The organism is Pseudomonas sp. DG56-2 (assembly GCF_004803755.1).
Taxonomy (GTDB): domain Bacteria; phylum Pseudomonadota; class Gammaproteobacteria; order Pseudomonadales; family Pseudomonadaceae; genus Aquipseudomonas; species Aquipseudomonas auratipiscis.
Genome location: NZ_CP032311.1, coordinates 2,996,588 through 3,015,524 on the forward strand (window position 1 = coordinate 2,996,588; position 18,937 = coordinate 3,015,524).

Sequence of the window (18,937 nt, forward strand, 5' to 3'; positions counted from 1 at the left end):
CCACTAGTGCTCAGCGGGTAATCAGCGAGCTCACGATCTGGCGAACCTGTTCAACATAGGGTGGGCGCATCAGGTCCGGGCTGTCGGCGGCACGCAACACCGCCTTGGCATGACTGAAGGTGCGAAAGCCATCGCGGCCGTGGTAGGCCCCCATGCCACTGGGGCCGACACCGCCGAACGGCAGGCTCTCGACGCCGACGTGGCGGATCACATCGTTCAACGTCACACCGCCACTGGTGGTACGGCTGAGCACCAGCTGTTCTTCGGCTTCATCGCTGCCGAAGTAGTAAAGGCCCAGTGGCCGGGGGTGGGCGTTGATATAGGCCACCACCTCGGCGATGGTCTTGTAGGGCTTGATCGGCAACAGCGGGCCGAAGATCTCGTCCTGCATCACCCGCAAATCGTCGCCGGGGTTGTTCAGCAAGGTCGGTACCAGCTTGTGGTGGTCTTGTTGGCTGAAGTCTTCGCCTGCCGGGTTGAGCTCGATCAACTCGACGCCCGCCGCTTGCGCCTGGCTCAGGTAGCCCTGCAAACGCTGGAAATGCCGGGCATTGATCAGCGAGGTGTAGTCAGGGTTATCCAGCAACCGCGGGAAAAAGGTCGCCACGACTTTTTTTGCCGCAGCGATAAAGTCCTGCAGCGACTCCTCTGGCACGAACACATAGTCCGGCGCCAGGCAGATTTGCCCGGCGTTATGCAGCTTGCCGGTGATGATCTTCGTCACGGCGGCATCGAAGTCTGCCGAACGCGAGATGATCGTCGGCGATTTACCACCCAGCTCCAAGGTAACCGGCACCAGGTTTTCCGCTGCGGCGCGCATCACATGCTTGCCGATACTGGTCGCGCCGGTAAACAGCAGGTGGTCGAATGGCTGGGCGCAGAATGCCTGACCCACTTCTGGCCCGCCGGTAATCACTGCCACTTCACTTTCACTGAAGACCGAAGCAATCATCCGCGCCATCAGTGCCGAGGTATGCGGGGTAAACTCGGAGGGTTTGATCATTACCCGGTTGCCCGCCGCCAAAGCGCCGGCCAGCCCCCCAAAGGCCAGGTTGATCGGGAAGTTCCATGGGCTGAGAATGCCGATCACGCCCAGCGGCTGGTACTGCACCCACGCCTCGCCACGCTCGGTGTGGCGAGCTTCGGGCTTCATCCACTCACTGAGTTGGGCCTTGGTCTGTTTGAGGGTCATCAGCGGGGAAAGCACTTCGGTAACGCGGCTGAAGTCTTTACTGCGCTGGCCAAAGTCGGCACACACCGCCTCGACGATGTCGTCCTGATAGTCCACCAGCAGGCCGATGGCGCGGTCGATCAGCTCGATGCGCTGGGCAGCGCTCAAGGGGTCGCGCTCCAGCAGGCTGGCGCGCTGTTTGTCCAGAATCGAACGAATGGCAAGCGGACTTGTGTTCTCAATGCTGCTCATGGCACACCTCCTGTGGTGATGACAGTTGTTTAATTGCTGCAGGGCCGTGCCAGCGGCCACTGGTACAGCGGCGGCTGCTTGCTGGCAAAGCGCGCCGTGGCTTGCTGCAAGTAGCTGGAACTCATGGCCACCGCCTGGCTGCTGGCTTCAGCGTCCAGCTGGGTCGCCAGATCGGCTTCGAACGAACGGGCCAGCAGGCGTTTGGTCATGCCAAAGGCGCAGCTCGACATATTCGCCATGCCCCGCGCCAGCTCTTCGGCGCGGCTGAGCAATAGCTCGGCAGGCTGTACTTCCAGGGCGATACCCAGCGCCAAGGCCTGCTCGGCGTTGATTTCGGCCGCCGAGTAGATCAGTTGCTTGGCTTTCTGCAGCCCGACGATGCGCGGCAGAAAATAGGAAGCGCCAAGGTCCGGCGCCAACCCGACGCGGGCAAACGCCATGCAGAACCGCGCCCGCTGCGAAGCGATGACAAAATCTGCCGCCAGTACCAGGCTGAAACCGGCGCCGAAGGCGACGCCATCGACGGCGGCAATAACCGGGCGGTCAAAGTCGGCCAGGGCACTGAGCAAACGATTGTTTTCGACCATACGCGTGCGCACCGCGTCCGCCTCGACCGCGCCTTGCATGCTGCCCAGGTCGCCGCCAGAGCAGAAATCACCTCCGGCACCGGTCAACAGCAATGCCTTGACCGTGCTGTCGCGGCGCAAACTCGCAAGCGCTTCGAGCATCTCGGCGAACATCTGCGCCGTCAGCGCGTTCTTGCGCTCGGGGCGGGTCAACACCAGCGTTGCCAAACCGCGGTCAACGCCCACTTCAATGGTTGTGCTCATACCTGTACCCTCGCCACGCGCGCACCTACAAGGTGCGAGCGACCAGCTCTTTCATGATTTCGTTGGAACCGCCAAAGATCTTGCCAACGCGTGCGTTGACGTACAGGCGAGCGATCGGGTACTCGGTCATATAGCCGTAGCCACCGTGCAGTTGCAGGCACTCATCGATCACGTTGCAGTTCTGCTGGGTGCACCACCACTTGGCCATGGCAGCGGTTTCAGGGTCGAGCTCGCCCTTGAGCACCTTGGCCATGCAGTCGTCGACAAAGCTGCGCGCCACGGTGGCGATGGTCTTGCACTCGGCCAGCTTGAAACGGGTGTTCTGCAGGTCCAGCAGCGATTGACCGAAAACTTTGCGCTGGCGCACGTATTCAGAGGTTTCTTCAACGGCGCGCTCCATGGTGCTGATCGCGCCCAGGGCGATGATCATGCGCTCCTGCGGCAGTTGCTGCATGAGCTGGATAAAGCCCTTGCCCTCCTCCGTTCCCAGCAGGTTGGCGCACGGCACGCGGACGTCATCGAAGAACAGCTCGGTGGTGTCCTGGCCTTTCTGGCCAATTTTTTCCAGGATCCGGCCACGGCGAAAGCCCTTTAGATCCTTGGTTTCGACGACGATGATCGAAACACCCTTGGCGCCTTTTTCTGGGTCGGTCTTGGTCACCACCAGAATCAGGTCGGCGTGGTAGCCGTTGGTGATAAACGTCTTGGAGCCGTTGATGACATAGCTGTCGCCATCACGCACGGCGCGGCATTTGATGCTCTTGAGGTCGGAGCCTGCACCCGGCTCGGACATGGCGATGGCTGCAACCATTTCGCCGCGGGCCATTTTCGGCAGCCAGTTGAGCTTTTGCTCTTCGCTGGCATAGCGCAGCAGGTAGTGCGCGACAATACCGCTGTGTACGTTGGTGCCAAGGCTGGTGCTGATTGCACGGCTTTGTTCCAGGGTGACAATAGCGTCATGGGCGAAGGTGCCACCGCCGCCACCATATTCCTCCGGGATGCTCGGCAACAGCATGCCGAACTCACCGGCCTTGAGCCAGATTTCACGATCGACGTGCTGCTGCTTGGCCCAGCGCTCTTCGTGCGGGGTCAGCTCATTGGCTATAAATCGACGGATCGAATCCTGGAAGATCACCAGGTCATCAGTGATCCAGGGAGAGGTTTGGGCACTCATGAAAGCTCCTCGGCAAGACGGTCAAGCAACAGGAAGGGAGTGAGCTACCACGCCGATGCATGGCAGCTCGCAGGTCACTTATGGACGCCCGCCGCCCACGACCAGTACCTGGCCAGACACATAGTTGGATTCCGGAATGCAGAACAGGTACACCGAGCCCGCGGCTTCCTGCGGCGTACCGGCACGGCCCATCGGAATCATCGACTCGATGTTCTTCATCAGTTGCGGGTTGACCCCGACCTTGATCTGCTTGCCATCGATATCCAGGGTGGAGGTGTTGTTTTCACCCGCGGTGGCTTCGGTCAGGCGGGTCTTGATCAGGCCGAAGGCGACGCTGTTGACGCAAACCTTGTAGCGGCCCCATTCCTTGGCCAGGGCCTTGGTCAGGCCGTTAATGGCAGATTTGGCCGCGGAATAATTGGCCTGGCCAGCGTTGCCCATCACACCCGACACCGAGGAAATGTTGACCACTTTGCGGAACACTTCCTGGCCCGCTTCGGCTTCCTGCTTGGCGCTTTCACGGAAATAGTCACTGGCAGCACGCAGGATGCGAAACGGTGCGCTGACGTGCACATCCATGATCGCGTCCCACTGTTCATCGGTCATTTTCTGGATGACGTTGTCCCAGGTGTAACCGGCATTGTTGACGATGATGTCCAGGCGGCCGAAGGATTGCAGTGCAGTTTTGACGAAGCGGTCGCCAAAGTCCTTGTCGGTCACGCTGCCAACGCAGGCCACTGCCTTGCCACCGGCGGCGATGATTTCTGCCACCACTTCTTCGGCAGGTGCCGCGTCAAGGTCGTTGACGACGATGGCGGCACCGTCCGCCGCCAGCTTCAGGGCGATCTCGCGACCGATACCACGGCCAGAACCCGATACGATTGCCACTTGGTCTTGAAGTTTGTTGCTCATGTTTTTCTCCTTGTTGTTCAAGCGCCCAGGGCCACGATGGCTTCACCGGACAATTTGATTTCGCCTGCCTGATTGCGAGTGGTGACTTCAAGGCGGACGGTGCCCGTCGCCTCGTCCTTCTCCACCACGGTGCCCGAGCAGGTCACGGCATCACCCAGCTGAGTAATGGCGACAAAACGCACCGAAAACTGCTGAATCGATTGCTGCGGCACCCAGGCGGTCAACAGCCGACCGAGGTAGGCCATCGACAACATGCCGTGGGCAAACACATCGGGCATGCCGGCCTTGCGGGCAAAGTCGAGGTCGACGTGAATCGGGTTGTGGTCGCCCGACGCACCGCAGTACAAGGCCAGGGCCAGACGGCTGATCGGCTCGCTGGTGAACGACGGCAACTCGCTACCGACCTGCACGTCGACAAAGTTGACTGGCTGCATTCGTTGCTCCTTATCCATTGCGCACCACCAGGCTGTTACGCAGTTCTGCGACCAGTTCACCGCTCTGGCGGGTTACGCGGGTTTCACGTACGACAAACTCCAGGGCGCCGCCTTTTTTGTCGTAGATGTCGACGATCCTCGACTCGAAGTTCAAGCAATCGCCGGTATATGCCATCTGGTGGTACTTGAAGCTCTGTTCGCCGTGCAGCACTTTGCCGATGTCGATGTTCAGCAGGTCCATGGTGGCGCGCGGGTTCGGCGCCTCCATGTCCAGGCAGAACAGGAAGGTCGGCGGCACTGGCAGATTCGGGTAGCCGGCGTCTTGCGCCGCTGCCGGGTCGGTGTAACGCGCATCGCGCTGTCCGGTGGCCTTGGCGAAGAAGCGCAGGCGACCGGCTTCAACGTTTACGCTGTGGCTCGAGACCACGGCACCGATATGGCTTTTATCGATCATGCAGACATCTCCGGTTCAGGGCCCAGGTCACTGACGCTGGTAGAGGGTGACGACGCAGGCGCCACCGAGGCCCAGGTTGTGTTGCAGGGCCAGACGCGCACCCTCTACCTGACGCGCTTCGGCGGCGCCGCGCAGTTGCCAGGTGAGCTCGGCGCATTGCGCAAGGCCGGTGGCGCCCAGCGGGTGGCCTTTGGAGAGCAGGCCACCGGACGGATTGGTGACCACGCGCCCGCCGTAGGTGTTGTCACCCTCGAGAATGAACTTCTCGGCGCTGCCTTCCGGAGTCAGGCCCAGGCCTTCGTAGGTGATCAGCTCGTTGGCGGTGAAGCAGTCATGCAGCTCGACCACGTTGATATCGGTCGGTGCCACGCCCGCCTGCTCGTATACGCTCAGCGCGGCGCTGCGGGTCATGTCGTAACCCACAACCTTGCGCATGTCGGCTTCATCGAAGCTGCTGTTGCGATCGGTGCTCATGGCCTGTGCGGCAATCACCACGCGGGTGTCCAGGCCGTGTTTTCTGGCGAAGGCTTCAGAGCAGAGGATCGCGGCAGCAGCGCCACAAGTCGGTGGACAGCACTGTAGGCGCGTCATCGGCTCGAACACCGTCGGCGAGGCCATGATTTCTTCCAGGCTCACCGGGTTGCGAAACACCGCGAATGGGTTATTGGCGGCGTGGTTACGCGCTTTCACCGAGATGCGTCCGAAAATTTCCGCGCTGATGCCGTACTCACGCATGTAGGCACGCCCGGCGCCACCGAAGAACTGTGCGGCACGCGGCGCCTCGGGTTCAAAACCCTGGATCTCAGTCATGACATTGGCGAAACGTTCCATCGGACCTGGACGATCGGTCCAAGCTCCTTTCAGCGCGCCCGGCACCATCTGCTCGAAGCCCAGGGCGATAGCACACTCGACCGCGCCGCTTTCTATCGCCTGGCGTGCCAGGAACAGGGCTGTAGAGCCGGTGGCGCAGTTGTTGTTGACGTTGATGACCGGAATACCCGTCAGCCCAACGCCATAGATGGCCGCCTGGCCCGAGGTCGAATCACCGAACACGTAACCGACGTAGGCTTGTTGCACCAGGGCGTAGTCGATACCGGCATCGGCCAGTGCCTTCTTTGCCGCATTGGCCCCCATGACCGGATACGTGTCGCTTTGGCCCGGCTTGGTGAACGGGATCATGCCGACGCCGGCAACCACAACTTTATTGCTCATGTTTTACTCCATCAGGGTCAAAGGTTGGCCGGGATCAGTTGACCGCTCGGGCCTGGTCTTTCCAGTAGGGTTCGCGCAGGTCGCGCTTGAGAATCTTGCCGGCGGCCGACAGCGGCAAAGCGGCGGTGAAGTCCACCGATTTCGGGCACTTGAACCCGGCGATGTGACTGGCGCAGTGTTCACGCAATTGCGCTTCGGTCAGTTCGCTGCCGGGGGTGCGTACCACCACCGCGTGCACCGCTTCGCCCCAACGCTCGTGCGGAATGCCGATCACCGCGCACATGGCGACTTCGGGATGGCGGGCGATGACGTTTTCGACTTCGGCGGAGAACACGTTTTCGCCACCGGTGACGATCATGTCCTTGAGGCGGTCGACGATGAACAAATAACCGTCCTCGTCCATGTAGGCGCCGTCGCCGGTGTGCAGCCAGCCGTTTTTCAGGGCCTTGGCGGTTTCTTCCGGACGGTTCCAGTAGCCCTGCATGATGTTCGGGCCGCAGGCAACGATTTCACCCACGGTACCGCGCGGCACTTCAGCGCCATTTTCATCGACGACCCGCACCATGCCACCGTAGCCACCGCGGCCGACGCTACGTACGCGGCCACTGGCGATGCCTTCAGGACCATGACTGGAGTGCGGACTTACCGACACTACCGGCGCGGCCTCGGTCAACCCGTAGGCGTGCATGAACTCGATACCCGGCAGCGCTGCCATGGCCTTTTCCAGCAGCGTTGGCGAAATGGGCGATGCGCCATACGCCAGGCGTTTGAACGAACTCAGGTCGTAGTTGGCGAAGTCAGGATGCATGACCACGGACTGCAGCATGGTCGGCACCAGGAGCATCTCGTTGACCTGCTCGCGCTCGATGGTCTGCAGTATTTCGAGAGCGTCGAAAGCAGGAATCAGCACATGGGTGCCGCCGACAACGAACATGCCCACGGCACGGGCCATTGCTGCGGTATGAAACAGCGGTGCAGCGTGCAGGCCGCGGCAATTATCCAAGGCTGGAAACTGCGCGGCACGGGCAATAGCCGAAGACCACAGGTTCATGTGCGATTGCATGACACCCTTGGGCAAGCCGGTGGTGCCGCCGGTGTACATGATTGAGGCCAGATCGTCGCCGCCGCGCCCGGCATCGGCAATCGGCGCGGTTTCAGCGATCAACTGCTCGTAGGCATACATGCCTTCCGGTGCCAGGCCGTCGCCAGCATGGATGACGATTGGCGCACGGCGGGCAGTGGCGCGGATCTGCTCGACCATTGGCAAGAAGTGATCGTCGACAATCAGGATGCCGGTATCACAGTCGTCCAGGGAGAACACGATCTCCGGGACGCTCCAGCGAATGTTGACCGGATTGAGCACTCCGCCACCCCACCAGGTGGCCAGCATGTACTCCAGGTAGCGGTCGGAGTTGAGCGCAAGCATGCCCACCCGATCACCGCTGTTCATCCCCAGCGAACGCAACGCGCCGCCCAGCCGGCTGACCCGCTGGCCGAGCTCGCGATAGGTCTGGCGGCGGCCACGGTAGATCGTGGCAAGGTGGTTCGGCTCCTGTTGCAGCATGCGCTGCAAGCCTTGGGTCAGGTACATGGTCAAGCTCCTGATGCTGTTGTTCTTGTTGGTTTGATACTAAGGAGAGTGCGACCGCTCAGCGTCGATCAAAGGGATGAACCTGACGATGGTTTTCTCCTGGTTCGAATGAACTAGGGGCATCCCCCAGGCACGCAGACGCCGCAAGCCTGGACGGTTTGCGGCATCTGCTGCATGGCTAGGCGAGTGCCGGTTGGGACGTGTCGCCTGCGACCACCGGCGCGCGACAGTCGGCAATGATCAGGTCCGCAGCCTTCTCGCCGATCATCATGCACGGGGCATTGGTGTTGCCGGCGACCACCCGCGGCATCACCGAAGCATCGACAACGCGCAGGCCCTGCACCCCACGCACGCGCAGTTGCGGATCGACCACCGAGGCCACATCGCTGCCCATTCGGCAGGTCCCTACCGGGTGATACACGCCATCGGCGCGCTCGCGGATGACCTGCTTGATCTGTTTGTCGTCGCTGCCGTCGAACTTGAGCCCGGCAAAGTGCAAGGCCTTGCCACCAAAGCGCGCCAGCGCGGGCTGTTCGAGAATGGCCTGGACCTGATGCACGCCCTTGAGCATCACCTCCATGTCGCGATCATCGGCGAGCATATTGAGCTCGATCACCGGCGCGTCACGCATGTCAGCGGACGCCAGGCGCACCTCGCCACGGCTATGCGGATGCAGAACGCAAACATGGCACGAGTAGCCGTGGCCGTAGCGGAACTTGCGTCCATGGTTGTCACCGGCAGACATCACAAAATGCAGCTGCACATCCGGTTCGGCCAGCGTGGGGTCGGTTTTCAGGAAGCCACCCGCCTCGGTAAAGCTACGGGTGAAGACCCCTTCGCGACGGCCTCGGTACTTGACCAGTTCCCAGAGATAGCGGAAAGCGCCGCGCACCGACACCCCGAACAGCTCGGTGCGAAACAGACGCTTGTGCAGGATCACATCGACATGTTCTTGCAGGTTCTTGCCAACCTGCGGCGCATCGACCAGCACTTCGATACCTTTCTCGCGCAAATGCTCCGCCGGCCCTACACCTGAGACCATCAACAGTTGCGGCGAGATCAGGCTGCCAGCACTGAGAATGACTTCCTTGCGGGCACGCAGGACCTGCTCGCGACCGTCCTTGAGCACCACCACACCCACCGCCCGCAGCCCTTCGAACAGCACCCGCAGCACTTGCGTGTTTACCTGCACGTGAAGATTGGCGCGGCCGCCGTTGAGTTGACCATCGCCGGTCCTGCCCTGGTGCAGATAGGCACGCGCCGCGTTCCAGCGCTCGCCGTTGCGCTGGGTGACCTGGAAGTAGCCGACGCCTTCCTGGACAGGGCCATTGAAGTCGTGGTTATAGGCATGCCCGGCGCTGCTTGCCGCTTCCAGAAAATGCCGGGCCATGGCGCAGGGTGAGCGAGGATCGGTCACATGCAGCGGGCCCGTGCCACCGTGCAGCGGATCGTCATCGCGACCGGCGACCCGCTCGTTGCACTCGGAACGCTTGAAGTAAGGCAACACATCCTTCCAGCCCCAGCCTTCAGCGCCCATGCTTTCCCAGTGGTCATAGTCAGAGGCACGGCCACGGATGTACACCATGCCGTTGATCGAGGAACTGCCGCCCAGACCCCGTCCCCGCGGCTGGTAACCTGCGCGGCCAGCCATGGTCGGCTGCGGCAAGCTGTTATAGGCGTAATTGAATTCACCGGCCCGCGGGATCACCAGCGCGATGCCGACCGGCGTCGTCACCAATGGACGATGATCGTGGCCGCCCGCTTCCAGCAGGGCCACCTCACCACACTTGGCATCAGCCAGCCGCCCGGCTACTGCGCAACCCGCCGACCCTCCCCCGACCACGATGAAATCGTAAGCCTGTTCCATACCGTCACCCTTGTTATTGTTCGAAAGTCGCATTGCCGTGAACGGCAAGCCATTGGTACATACAGCGCCCAGCCTAAGCCGGCGACCAACGAGCACAATCGTTCGAACAGGTGAAACGGTGACTAGTCCCTTTGACTCAGCGGTTGATTGATAAGTCTGGCAGGAATGGGCTTTATGCCATCTGGAGGCGTGAACTAGTTCGAAAGAACGGCATACCTGCCACATTTGACGTGGCAAGATACTCACCTCAAATAACAATAAAAGCGGAACCATGGCGGCGTCTATGGGCGCCACCCCTCTAGCCCGCTTGCTGGAGACCCTCTATGCCCGATGTTCTGGAGCACCACGACTCAGCCGCCACGGACCTTGGCCACACTACTCCCGCAAAGGTCCTGCAAGCCAAGCTTTCAGCCCCGATTGCCGCGCCGAGCCATCTTGTTCGTGCCCACTTGCTGGACACCATGGACAGTGTCGCCAATGCACGGTTGATACTGGTGCGCGCTGCTGCCGGCTTCGGCAAGACCACCCTGCTCCTGCAGTACCGCGAACGCTGCCTGGCTGCCGGGCGCAGCGTGCAATGGCTGAACCTGGACAAAGCCGATAACGACATTCAACGCCTGATCAATCATTTGCTCTGTGGCATTCGCGAACTGAGCGCAGGCGATGCACTCGAGGGTAACGCCCAGCCCGCCTGTTTCAGCGCCGCCGAGCAGTTGCAGGAGTTGCTGGAGCGGATCAGCAGCTTTGTGCAACCGTTTTCAATCGTGCTCGACGAATTCGAAGCGATTGAAAACCCTTCGGTACTGGACTTCATTCAACGCCTGATGGACGCCCTGCCCCCCTGCGGGGTGCTGGTGATCGCCTCCAGAACCACACCCGACATCGGCCTGGGGCGCATACGTGCCCGCGGTCAGTTGGTAGAGATCAACCCCGCCGCGCTGCGTTTTTCCCTGGAAGAGGCCACACGCTTTATCCGCGAGAAGCGCCAACTGACGCTGCGCGACAATGATATAGCTACGCTGTTTCGCTGCACCGAAGGCTGGATCACCGCCATTTACCTCGCCAGCCTGTCACTGCAAGGACGTACCGACCCTGCCGCTTTCGTCGCGTCTTTCTCCGGTTCCAACCTGGAGCTGGCGCAGTACCTGGCCGAAGACATTCTCGCCAGGCAAAGCGAAGACTGCCGCTTGTTTCTGATGCAAACCAGCATTCTCGACCAGCTCAACGCGCCCTTGTGCGATGCCGTCAGCGGACGCAACGACAGCCAGGCAATGATCGAGCATCTTGAGCGCAGCAATCTGTTCATTTTCCCGCTGGACAACGATCATCAGTGCTTTCGCTACCACAGTCTGTTCGCCAGCTACCTGAAGGATGCGCTGAACCGCCAATTCCCCGGACATGCGGTCACCCTTCACCACGCCGCTGCGCAGTGGTATTTCGAGGCTGAGCGACCGATTCCGGGCATCGAGCACTTGTTGCAGGCCGGGGCTACCGCTGAAGCCGCCAGCCGCCTGGCGATCTATGCCGGACAATTGATGGCCGAAGCACGCTCACGCCTGCTGCTTAGTTGGCTTGATCGGATTCCGGCAACTTACCTGGAACTGCACCCCAACCTCAACGTGGCCTATGCCTGGGCCCTGGCATTGCACCGCCGCTACCGCGATGCATTGAAAATTGTCGAACAGCTTGAGGCCCGCGCCGACGAAGACACGCGCAAGCTGTTCAAGCTCGAGGCCAGGACCATTCGCTGCATGGTCCTGGCCATTACCGATCAGGTGGACGCATGCTATGTCGCCGGTCTTGAGCACATTGACCAGATACCCCTCGATGAAGTGTTCCAGTACGGCGTGGTGACCAACTCGCTGGCATTCAGCATGCTGGTTACCGGGCGCCATGAAGAGGCTCGCCGCCTGTTTTCCCGGGCCTTCAAACGCAGCTCGCCGGACCGCGTTACCTACCTGACCACGGTCACCGATTGTATCGAAGGCGTTCTGGATCTGACTCAAGGTCGCCTGGGCAATGCCCTGGCGCGACTACAGGCTGCGGCCCAGCGTCAGTGGGTGGACAACCGCAGCAGTGCATTCGGTGGCAAAACCTCACTGAGTATCACCTTGTCGCTAGCGTTGTACGAGTCCGATGCCTTGGAAGAGGCCGAACACAACCTTGCCGAGGCCTTGCCTCACGCCAAGGACGGCAGCCCGCCGGACTCGCTGATTTCCAGTCATGTGCTATTGGCGAGAATCGCCTACTTGAAAGGCGAACGCGACACCTGGCTGCGCTACCTTGCCGAACTGGAACAGATCGGTCGTCAATCCGGCTCCGACCGCGTGGTGTGTTCCAGCTGGCTGGAGCGCGCCCGTGTCGCCACCCTGGAGAACCGCCTGGACGTGGCCGCCCAGGCGCTGCGCTCGGCTAACCTGATCAGTAGTTGGGAGCGTCCGGGGCTGATATTCCACGGCAGCGATGTCGATATTCCATCCATCGCCCGCCTGCGCCTGCAAATTGCCCAGGGCGGCTGTATGGATGCTGTTGGGCAACTGCAGGATGCCATTGTTCAAGCCAACCACCGTCAGCAGTATCGCCGCAAGCTGAAATTGCGCCTGCTGCTGGCCATGGCATTGGACGGCGCCGGGCAGCCGGAAGAAGGCTTTGCCCAACTGACCAAAGCGCTGCGCTTCGCCAGCCACGAAGGCTTCCTGCGCACCTTCCTTGATGAGGGGCATCGGCTGGCCGACCTGCTTCAGCGCTGGGCTGTGTCGTACCAGGCACGGGCCAGCAGCCTGGGCATCGAGACGCGTTTTCTAACCACCTTGTTGCAACGCGCAGGCAACCTGGGCGATTCCTCTTCAACCTCGTCGGGCGACAGCGACACACGCGAATCGCTGACGACCCGCGAAATACAGGTGATCCAGCAACTGGCGGCCGGGCTGCGTAACCGGGCGATTGCGCAGAAGATGTTCCTTTCCGAGTTCACGGTAAAATCACACTTGCGCAACATCAACGCCAAGCTCGGGGCGCAAGGGCGCACCGAGGCTGTGGCCATTGCCCGCGCCAAAGGTCTGCTCGACTGATCACCCCTGGGTCAGGCGATGCGCACGGTCGTTCACCGGCGCGTCGCCCCGCTCCAGCAGGCCCATTTCCTGGGCGCGCATCACCGCCAGCGCACGGCGCTTGACCCCAAGCTTGGCGTTGATGTTCTTGGTGTGGGCCTTGACGGTATTGAGGGAGATGAACAGGCTATCGCCGATTTCCTGATTGGTAAGGCCGCTGGCCAACAGGTTCAGCACCGCCAGTTCGCGGCTGGACAATTCAAAACGTGAGGGCTTGGCGACCGGTGGATCGGCCAATGGCGCATTGCCTTGGTCGTGGGCTTGGAGCGATGCAAGCTGTGAGCGCGCCTCTTTGGCCAGCGCATTGAACTTGAACCGCTCGCATTGCTCGATCATTGCCACTAGACGCTGGCGTGCTTGGTCTGCCTGGCCAAGCTCGCACTCAGCAACCGCAAGCACCCGCTGGATACGCAGTGGCAACGAGGGTGTGTGCAGGGGTGCGATACGCCCGGATTCCGGATTCAGCTGTGCTTGCATCGCCAGGGCAAGCGGCACAACCGCCTGCCAATCGCCCTTATGTACCAGCACACGCAGGCGCTGGTAGTCCAGCAGCATCTGATAGCAGCTGGCCTGGGCTTTCTGGCAGTGCATGTGCCGTTCGGCGTCATGCATTGCCCGGCTTGCCTGATCAAAGTCACCGCGTCTGGCAGCAATTTCACCCAAGCCTATATAGCCGTGCAGCTTGAACGGGTCAGCACTTTCGCGGGCCAGGCTCATACCCAACTGAAGCGCCTTGTCGGCGTCACTGGTATTGCCGCGCAACAGGTGCAGTTCGCCTTGCAGCAGCTGCAGGCGCCCCAACAACAGGCTTGGCCGGGTATCGGCGCGGGTCAGTTCCAGGCTCTGATGGAGGAGAATTTCGGCCTGGGCCAGTTCATCCGCGAGGATCGCCTGGCGGATACGGTCGGTGTTGATCAGTACTTCGTTGGCCAGACAGCCATGGCGGCGTGCAATTTCTACCGCGTCCTGGAGCAACTGGCGGCCGTCCTGACTGTTGCCGGTCGCCATTTCTACCCGGCCAAGGGTCGAGTAACACAGAATCGCCGATCGCCAGTCGTGACTGCCCAGGTGCGCCAGCGCCTGCCGACAATGTTCACGGGCCGTCTGCGCATGACCGCGCAAGCCTTCGAGGCTGCCGTGCAGTGCCTGCCAATTGGCAATCAGGCGCTGGTTCTGAACAGGATCGGGATGCGGCAAGAAGCGCTCCAGACGAGCGATGCAGCTGTGTGCTTCATCCAGGCGCCAGCTCAACAGCAAAGCCCGGGCGCTCTGGAAAACCAGGCGCGGTGAGCCGAGCAGCAACGACGGCGGCATCCTGTCGTACCAACCCAGCCATTTACGCAGGTGCTGGCGGGCGAATAGCCAATCGAAGCCCAGTCGATCCATCAGATTGGCGGCAAGATCGGGCTGGCCTGCACACAGGGCCAATTCTATGGCGTCGTCAATGCACCCTGCGCTGCTCAGCCAATGACAGGCGCGCAGCCGCAGTTGATTGAGCGCAGCGCCCTGGAGCTGATCGCGCAGGGCATTGGCGATAGCGGGCAACAGGCAGTACCACTGACCGGCCGCATCCAGCATATGAAAATAGGCGTTGGTACGCAGCATCAGTTCAAAGGCCGCGGTACCGCTTTCATCGTCCCACAGGTGCGCGTACAGCGCAGCGTTGAACTTGGGCAGATGAGCCAGGGCACAGAGTATCGACACTTGCCGCTCGGTCAGGCGCGACAGTACTTCATGCTGCAGGTACTCGCGCAACCAGACTGTACCTTGTTGCTGCGACGCCTCACACAACAGCCGCGTGGCGGCGCACCAGCCCAGCGATTGCTGCCAGAGCACCGCGTTGTCGTTGGCACAACGATTAGGCGCTAACAGGCCCATCAAGCGGTCGAACTCGTCGTGGCTGAACCCCAGTTGGCGGCTGTCCAGTTCCAGCAACTCATCCTCGAGCAACAACCGTGACAGATTCAATTGCGGGCGCTGACGACAACTGACAAACACCTGCAAGGTGCAGCCTGGCAAGCCAAGCAACTGGTCGAGCCAGTGACCGATCGGGTCCGGGCCCTGGCTTGGATAGTCGTCGAGCACCAGGCGCAGCGTTTCCTCGCACTGGCTGAACCAGGCGCGCAATGCATCCGCATCACGGTAGAACTTTGCGTTGACCCCGAAAGCCTTGCCGATTTGCTGGCAGAACGCTCCGAGGGTAAGCCACTGACCATTCATCGCAATCCAGGCACTGCGCCCATGCGGAACTTGGCGCAGGGTTTCGCACAATAAGGTGCTTTTGCCGAAGCCTGCCGGCGCGCACAACAGGCGCAGGCGCGGGTTCTTTTCCAGTAGCAGGTCGACCAGATGCGGGCGCGGCAAGTGCCGAGCGGGCAAGTTGGGGAGTGACAGCGGCAGCGAAGGCAATGTCTGGAGATGAAGACTGGTCATGACAACACCTGATAATTGTTATTGGCCAGGCGGCAGAGTGTGCCTAGCAAATCATCAGGGGCCCGCCTCTACAATCGGTCGTAGGAACTAGTTCCTGCGACCGTCCCGAGGCAAAGAGGCCGCGATCAGGACGATCGCGGCGCAGGGGTTCAGCGGATACCGGCGTTACGCAATGCGCCAGGGGTGAAGTCCGCCATCGTCGGCTGGGTGCCGTACTCGGTGCCATGCGGCGCCTCGTTGGCCAAGGCCATGACCAGATAGCGACCGGCGACCAGATCGTTGATCGCCATGGCCGCGTAGTTGCCAAGCCCTTGTTCATAGTCGTTCATGGCAAAGCCCTCGGCAACCCGCCACAGCTGGCCACGGCCATCGTAGTGGTCGATCTCGACCAACTGCCAGGTGTCTTCATCGAAGTACATGTGGCGCTTGGCGTAGATGTTGCGCTCACCAGGCTTGAGGGTGGCGACGACTTCCCATACGCGGTGCAGCTCGTAGCGGGTGTGGTCCGGGTTCATGTGCCCGGCCTGGAGCATATCCTTGTACTTGAGCTGCGGCGACGCGAGACGGTAATTGTTGTACGGAATGTACATCTCCTTCTTGCCCACCAGTTTCCAGTCGTAGCGGTCCGGCGCGCCGTTGAACATATCGGCATTGTCAGCTGTGCGCAGGCCGTCGGCGGCCGTCCCCGGGCCGTCATAGGCTACCTGTGGGGCACGACGTACCCGACGCTGGCCGGCGTTGTAGACCCAGGCCATGCGTGGTTCGGTCACCTGGTCGATGGTTTCGTGCACCAGTGTCACGCCACCGGCCAGGCGCGAAGGTGCAGTCACTTCCTGTTTGTAGTAGAACAGGACGTTCTCGGCTTTTTTTCCGTCGCCGTCCTTCATGTATTGCGGGTAACCCACTTCATCGCTCAACTCGACGGCAGTAAAGGAGCCATTGGTTTGCGGGGCTGCCTGAGCGGTCAGACGATGAAAGTTTTTACCGCGGTAGCGGCTGATGTGGTTCCACAGCACTTCTACGCCGGTTTTAGGCAGCGGGAAAGCATAGAACCGCGAGCCTGTGAGGTTGCCGACATAGTTGCCGCCGGCCAACGATTCGGTATTCAAGGCACTTTTCTTCGCCGCATCGTAGACTTCCTGTGGGTTCGAGGCGGTGCGGTGGCTGGTGTATACCGGAATCCGGTAGCTGTCCGGATAGCGCTTGAACATCGCCATCTGCCCGTCAGTCAGCTTGTCTTTGTACTGTTGTGCATTCTGCGCGTTGATCACGAACAGCGGCTTTTCATCAGCGAACGGATCGCCCAGAAAGCCTTTCTCCACTTTCGCCGCCCCTGGTTTGAGCCCGCCGGTCCAGGCCGGAATGCTGCCGTCGCTATTGCCTTCCTTCTGTGCGCCAAGAGGCGTCAGTGTGGTGCCGAGTTGGTCCGCTTCCTGTTGTGACACTGCCGCCATGACACCAGTGGCCAGCAAGGTAAGGGTCAGCGCTGCACCCTGAAAAAAAGTGATGGGTTTCATCTGCAGATCTCCACGGAATCAGGTTTAGAAGTTCACGCCGAAACTGAGCGACATAAAGTCACGGTCCACCAGCGTGTTGAAGTCGCCGCCAAAGTAGTTGGTGTAACTGAGGCTTGCGGTGTAGGTGTTCTCGTAGTCGGCATCGAGCCCCAGGCTGACCGCCTTGGCGCCTTCCTCGAAGCTGACACCGGTGCCGTTGACGTCATGCGACCAGGCCAGACTCGGCGACAAGTTGATACCGGCAATCACGTTGGGATAGTCGAGCTTGCCGCGCACCCGATAGCCCCAGGAATCGCTGGTGTAATAGCCTTTGTTGTTGCATTCCTGCTGCGGGTTGCTCGCTGTTGGTGTACCGGCGGCGGTACCTCGGCATACCGCACCGTTGTCGACCAGCGCGCCTGCACCGTAGGTTGGGCTGCGACCGAAACGCACGTCACCGGTATCGGTACTCAAGCCAGACACGCGGTTGTAGCCCACCTCACCCACCAGCGTGAGGCGGCTGGCGGCCAGTACCTGATCGAAGAACTTGGTCGCCGTCACCTGCACCTGGGTCACTGGCATGCGCTTGTAGCCCGGAATTGCCGCGCCTGGGGCGTTGGTGGCAAAACCGTCGACAAACACGGGCGAGACTGCACCCGGCACGCCATTGATCAGGCCCAACTGGTTGACAGCGGCCAGGTTGAGGTCGGCGGTGTTGATCTGCAGCGGCATGTTCGGACGGAAGCTCACCTCGCCGCCAAGCGCAACACCGGAAACGTTGGTCTGGAAACTCAAGCCATACAGGCGGATGTCTTCCGGGTAGTCGACGAAGTAACTGGCGGTACGCACCCGGGCCGGAGTGTTAGCGGTATTCGGGGGAGCCGCCACGGTGGTGCGGGTAAAGCTCAGGTACGGATTGCGGCTGTGATAATTCATCGCGTAGGCCGCCAACTCGGTGTCGTTCAACTCCGGCAGGAACCAGCGCAACGCCAGGCCAAACTGGCCACTGTCACCGGGCTCGTGGTCTTTGGCCCGAGGGATGTAGGCGTTGTCCAGACCCTGAGCAACCGCTTGAATGTTCAGGCTGTTGCTTGCGACACCGGGGGCAAAGTCGGGACCGGCGATCACCAGGCGGTCATTACAGCCCTTGGCCACCGGGTCGGCGCCAAAGAAGGTGCCGCAGTTATCGGTAACGGTCTTGTCCCACTCCAACTGGTAGAACATTTCCGCAGTCAGGTTCTCGGTCAGGCCCTGCGACAGGTAGAACATGTTGACCGGAATCAGCCCTTCCTTGACCTCGGCACCCGGACGGCGCAGTGCAGCGACGTCGATCGGGTTGATGGCGTTGATCGAGTTCTGGATGAACGTGCTTTCCCCCCAACTGACCACCTGTTTGCCCAGGCGCACGTTGCCGGGCAGATCGCCGATCTGATAGTTGTGGTAGACAAAGGCATCGAGGAACTCTGCGCCCGAGGCCTTGGCCGAACGGTCACGGCCGTGGTCATCGATGTCGTAAAAATGCTGCTCGCCGTCCTTGAGCTCAAAGTCATACCAGTACTTGCCGCGCACAAACACGCCAGAGTCTTCGTACTTGAGCGACAGGTCGTGGATACCTTTGAAGATCTTCGAGAAGGTTTCATTCTTCTTGAAGTTCAAGCGTCCGTCGTCGGCGGTGCGAGAGGCGGCATGGCCCTCTTCGCCCATCACGTTGAAGTTGGAGATGAAGTCCGAGTCGGGATCTTGGGTCCCCCAACTTGCACCAATGGACAGTGATGAGTCGAAGGTGCCTTCGATTTCCCCAATGTTGAAGCTCACGGCTTGCGCCTGAGTTCCCCACGCCAAGGCGATTGCGGTCGCCAACAGGGTGGGATGCAGGTTTGCGCGCTTTATTATTGTTTGCATGCGGCTTTCCAGGAGTTGGATCAGATGGAAAGCCCATGCTATGCAGGTAAACCGGCGAGCAATATTGCCTGAAGGGGTAGTTTTGCGAATCACCCTTGC

Annotated in this window: 13 protein-coding genes; 1 reads left to right on the forward strand and 12 read right to left on the reverse strand. The window is 61.0% G+C overall.

The window, feature by feature from the left end; translation table 11 throughout:
• Positions 1-10: 10 nt before the first annotated feature.
• The 9 genes from D3Z90_RS13445 to D3Z90_RS13485 all read right to left on the reverse strand — a co-directional run bounded on the left by D3Z90_RS13445 (position 11) and on the right by D3Z90_RS13485 (position 9,897).
• Positions 11-1,423, reverse strand: a complete 1,413-nt coding sequence (locus tag D3Z90_RS13445; protein ID WP_136476301.1) for a coniferyl aldehyde dehydrogenase — start codon at positions 1,421-1,423, stop codon at positions 11-13.
• 29 nt (positions 1,424-1,452) lie between these two features.
• Positions 1,453-2,253, reverse strand: a complete 801-nt coding sequence (locus D3Z90_RS13450; protein WP_136476303.1) for an enoyl-CoA hydratase/isomerase family protein — start codon at positions 2,251-2,253, stop codon at positions 1,453-1,455.
• 25 nt (positions 2,254-2,278) lie between these two features.
• On the reverse strand, positions 2,279-3,427 hold the full coding sequence (locus D3Z90_RS13455) for an acyl-CoA dehydrogenase family protein (protein ID WP_136476305.1): 1,149 nt from the start codon (positions 3,425-3,427) through the stop codon (positions 2,279-2,281).
• Between the two features lie 78 nt (positions 3,428-3,505).
• Positions 3,506-4,339: an SDR family NAD(P)-dependent oxidoreductase gene (locus D3Z90_RS13460; RefSeq protein ID WP_136476307.1), complete on the reverse strand. Its 834-nt coding sequence runs from the start codon at positions 4,337-4,339 to the stop codon at positions 3,506-3,508.
• Between the two features lie 17 nt (positions 4,340-4,356).
• Positions 4,357-4,773 carry a MaoC family dehydratase gene (locus tag D3Z90_RS13465; RefSeq protein WP_136476309.1) on the reverse strand — a complete coding sequence of 139 codons (417 nt, stop codon included), beginning with the start codon at positions 4,771-4,773 and terminating at the stop codon, positions 4,357-4,359.
• Positions 4,774-4,783: 10 nt separating this feature from the next.
• Positions 4,784-5,227, reverse strand: a complete 444-nt coding sequence (locus D3Z90_RS13470) for a MaoC family dehydratase N-terminal domain-containing protein (protein ID WP_136476311.1) — start codon at positions 5,225-5,227, stop codon at positions 4,784-4,786.
• Positions 5,228-5,254: 27 nt separating this feature from the next.
• Entirely contained in the window at positions 5,255-6,439 is a 1,185-nt protein-coding gene (locus D3Z90_RS13475; RefSeq protein ID WP_136476313.1) for a lipid-transfer protein, read from the reverse strand.
• A 34-nt stretch (positions 6,440-6,473) separates the two neighbouring features.
• Positions 6,474-8,030, reverse strand: coding sequence for a long-chain fatty acid--CoA ligase (locus D3Z90_RS13480; RefSeq protein WP_136476315.1), 1,557 nt, complete (start codon positions 8,028-8,030; stop codon positions 6,474-6,476).
• A 178-nt stretch (positions 8,031-8,208) separates the two neighbouring features.
• Positions 8,209-9,897 (reverse strand): GMC family oxidoreductase, encoded by a 1,689-nt coding sequence (locus tag D3Z90_RS13485; RefSeq protein WP_136476317.1) that lies wholly within the window; start codon positions 9,895-9,897, stop codon positions 8,209-8,211.
• 323 nt (positions 9,898-10,220) lie between these two features.
• On the opposite strand from D3Z90_RS13485, the gene D3Z90_RS13490 reads away from it, so the two are divergent.
• On the forward strand, positions 10,221-12,968 hold the full coding sequence (locus D3Z90_RS13490) for a LuxR C-terminal-related transcriptional regulator (RefSeq protein WP_136476319.1): 2,748 nt from the start codon (positions 10,221-10,223) through the stop codon (positions 12,966-12,968).
• Here the strand turns inward: D3Z90_RS13490 and D3Z90_RS26805 are convergent, their stop codons facing one another.
• The 3 genes from D3Z90_RS26805 to D3Z90_RS13505 all read right to left on the reverse strand — a co-directional run bounded on the left by D3Z90_RS26805 (position 12,969) and on the right by D3Z90_RS13505 (position 18,838).
• The gene (locus D3Z90_RS26805) at positions 12,969-15,440 is read right to left on the reverse strand and encodes a LuxR C-terminal-related transcriptional regulator (RefSeq protein ID WP_168198469.1); all 2,472 of its coding nucleotides are present in this window, start codon (positions 15,438-15,440) and stop codon (positions 12,969-12,971) included.
• Between the two features lie 149 nt (positions 15,441-15,589).
• Positions 15,590-16,957 carry a DUF1329 domain-containing protein gene (locus D3Z90_RS13500; RefSeq protein ID WP_136476321.1) on the reverse strand — a complete coding sequence of 456 codons (1,368 nt, stop codon included), beginning with the start codon at positions 16,955-16,957 and terminating at the stop codon, positions 15,590-15,592.
• Between the two features lie 24 nt (positions 16,958-16,981).
• Entirely contained in the window at positions 16,982-18,838 is a 1,857-nt protein-coding gene (locus D3Z90_RS13505; RefSeq protein ID WP_136476323.1) for a DUF1302 domain-containing protein, read from the reverse strand.
• Positions 18,839-18,937: the final 99 nt, after the last annotated feature.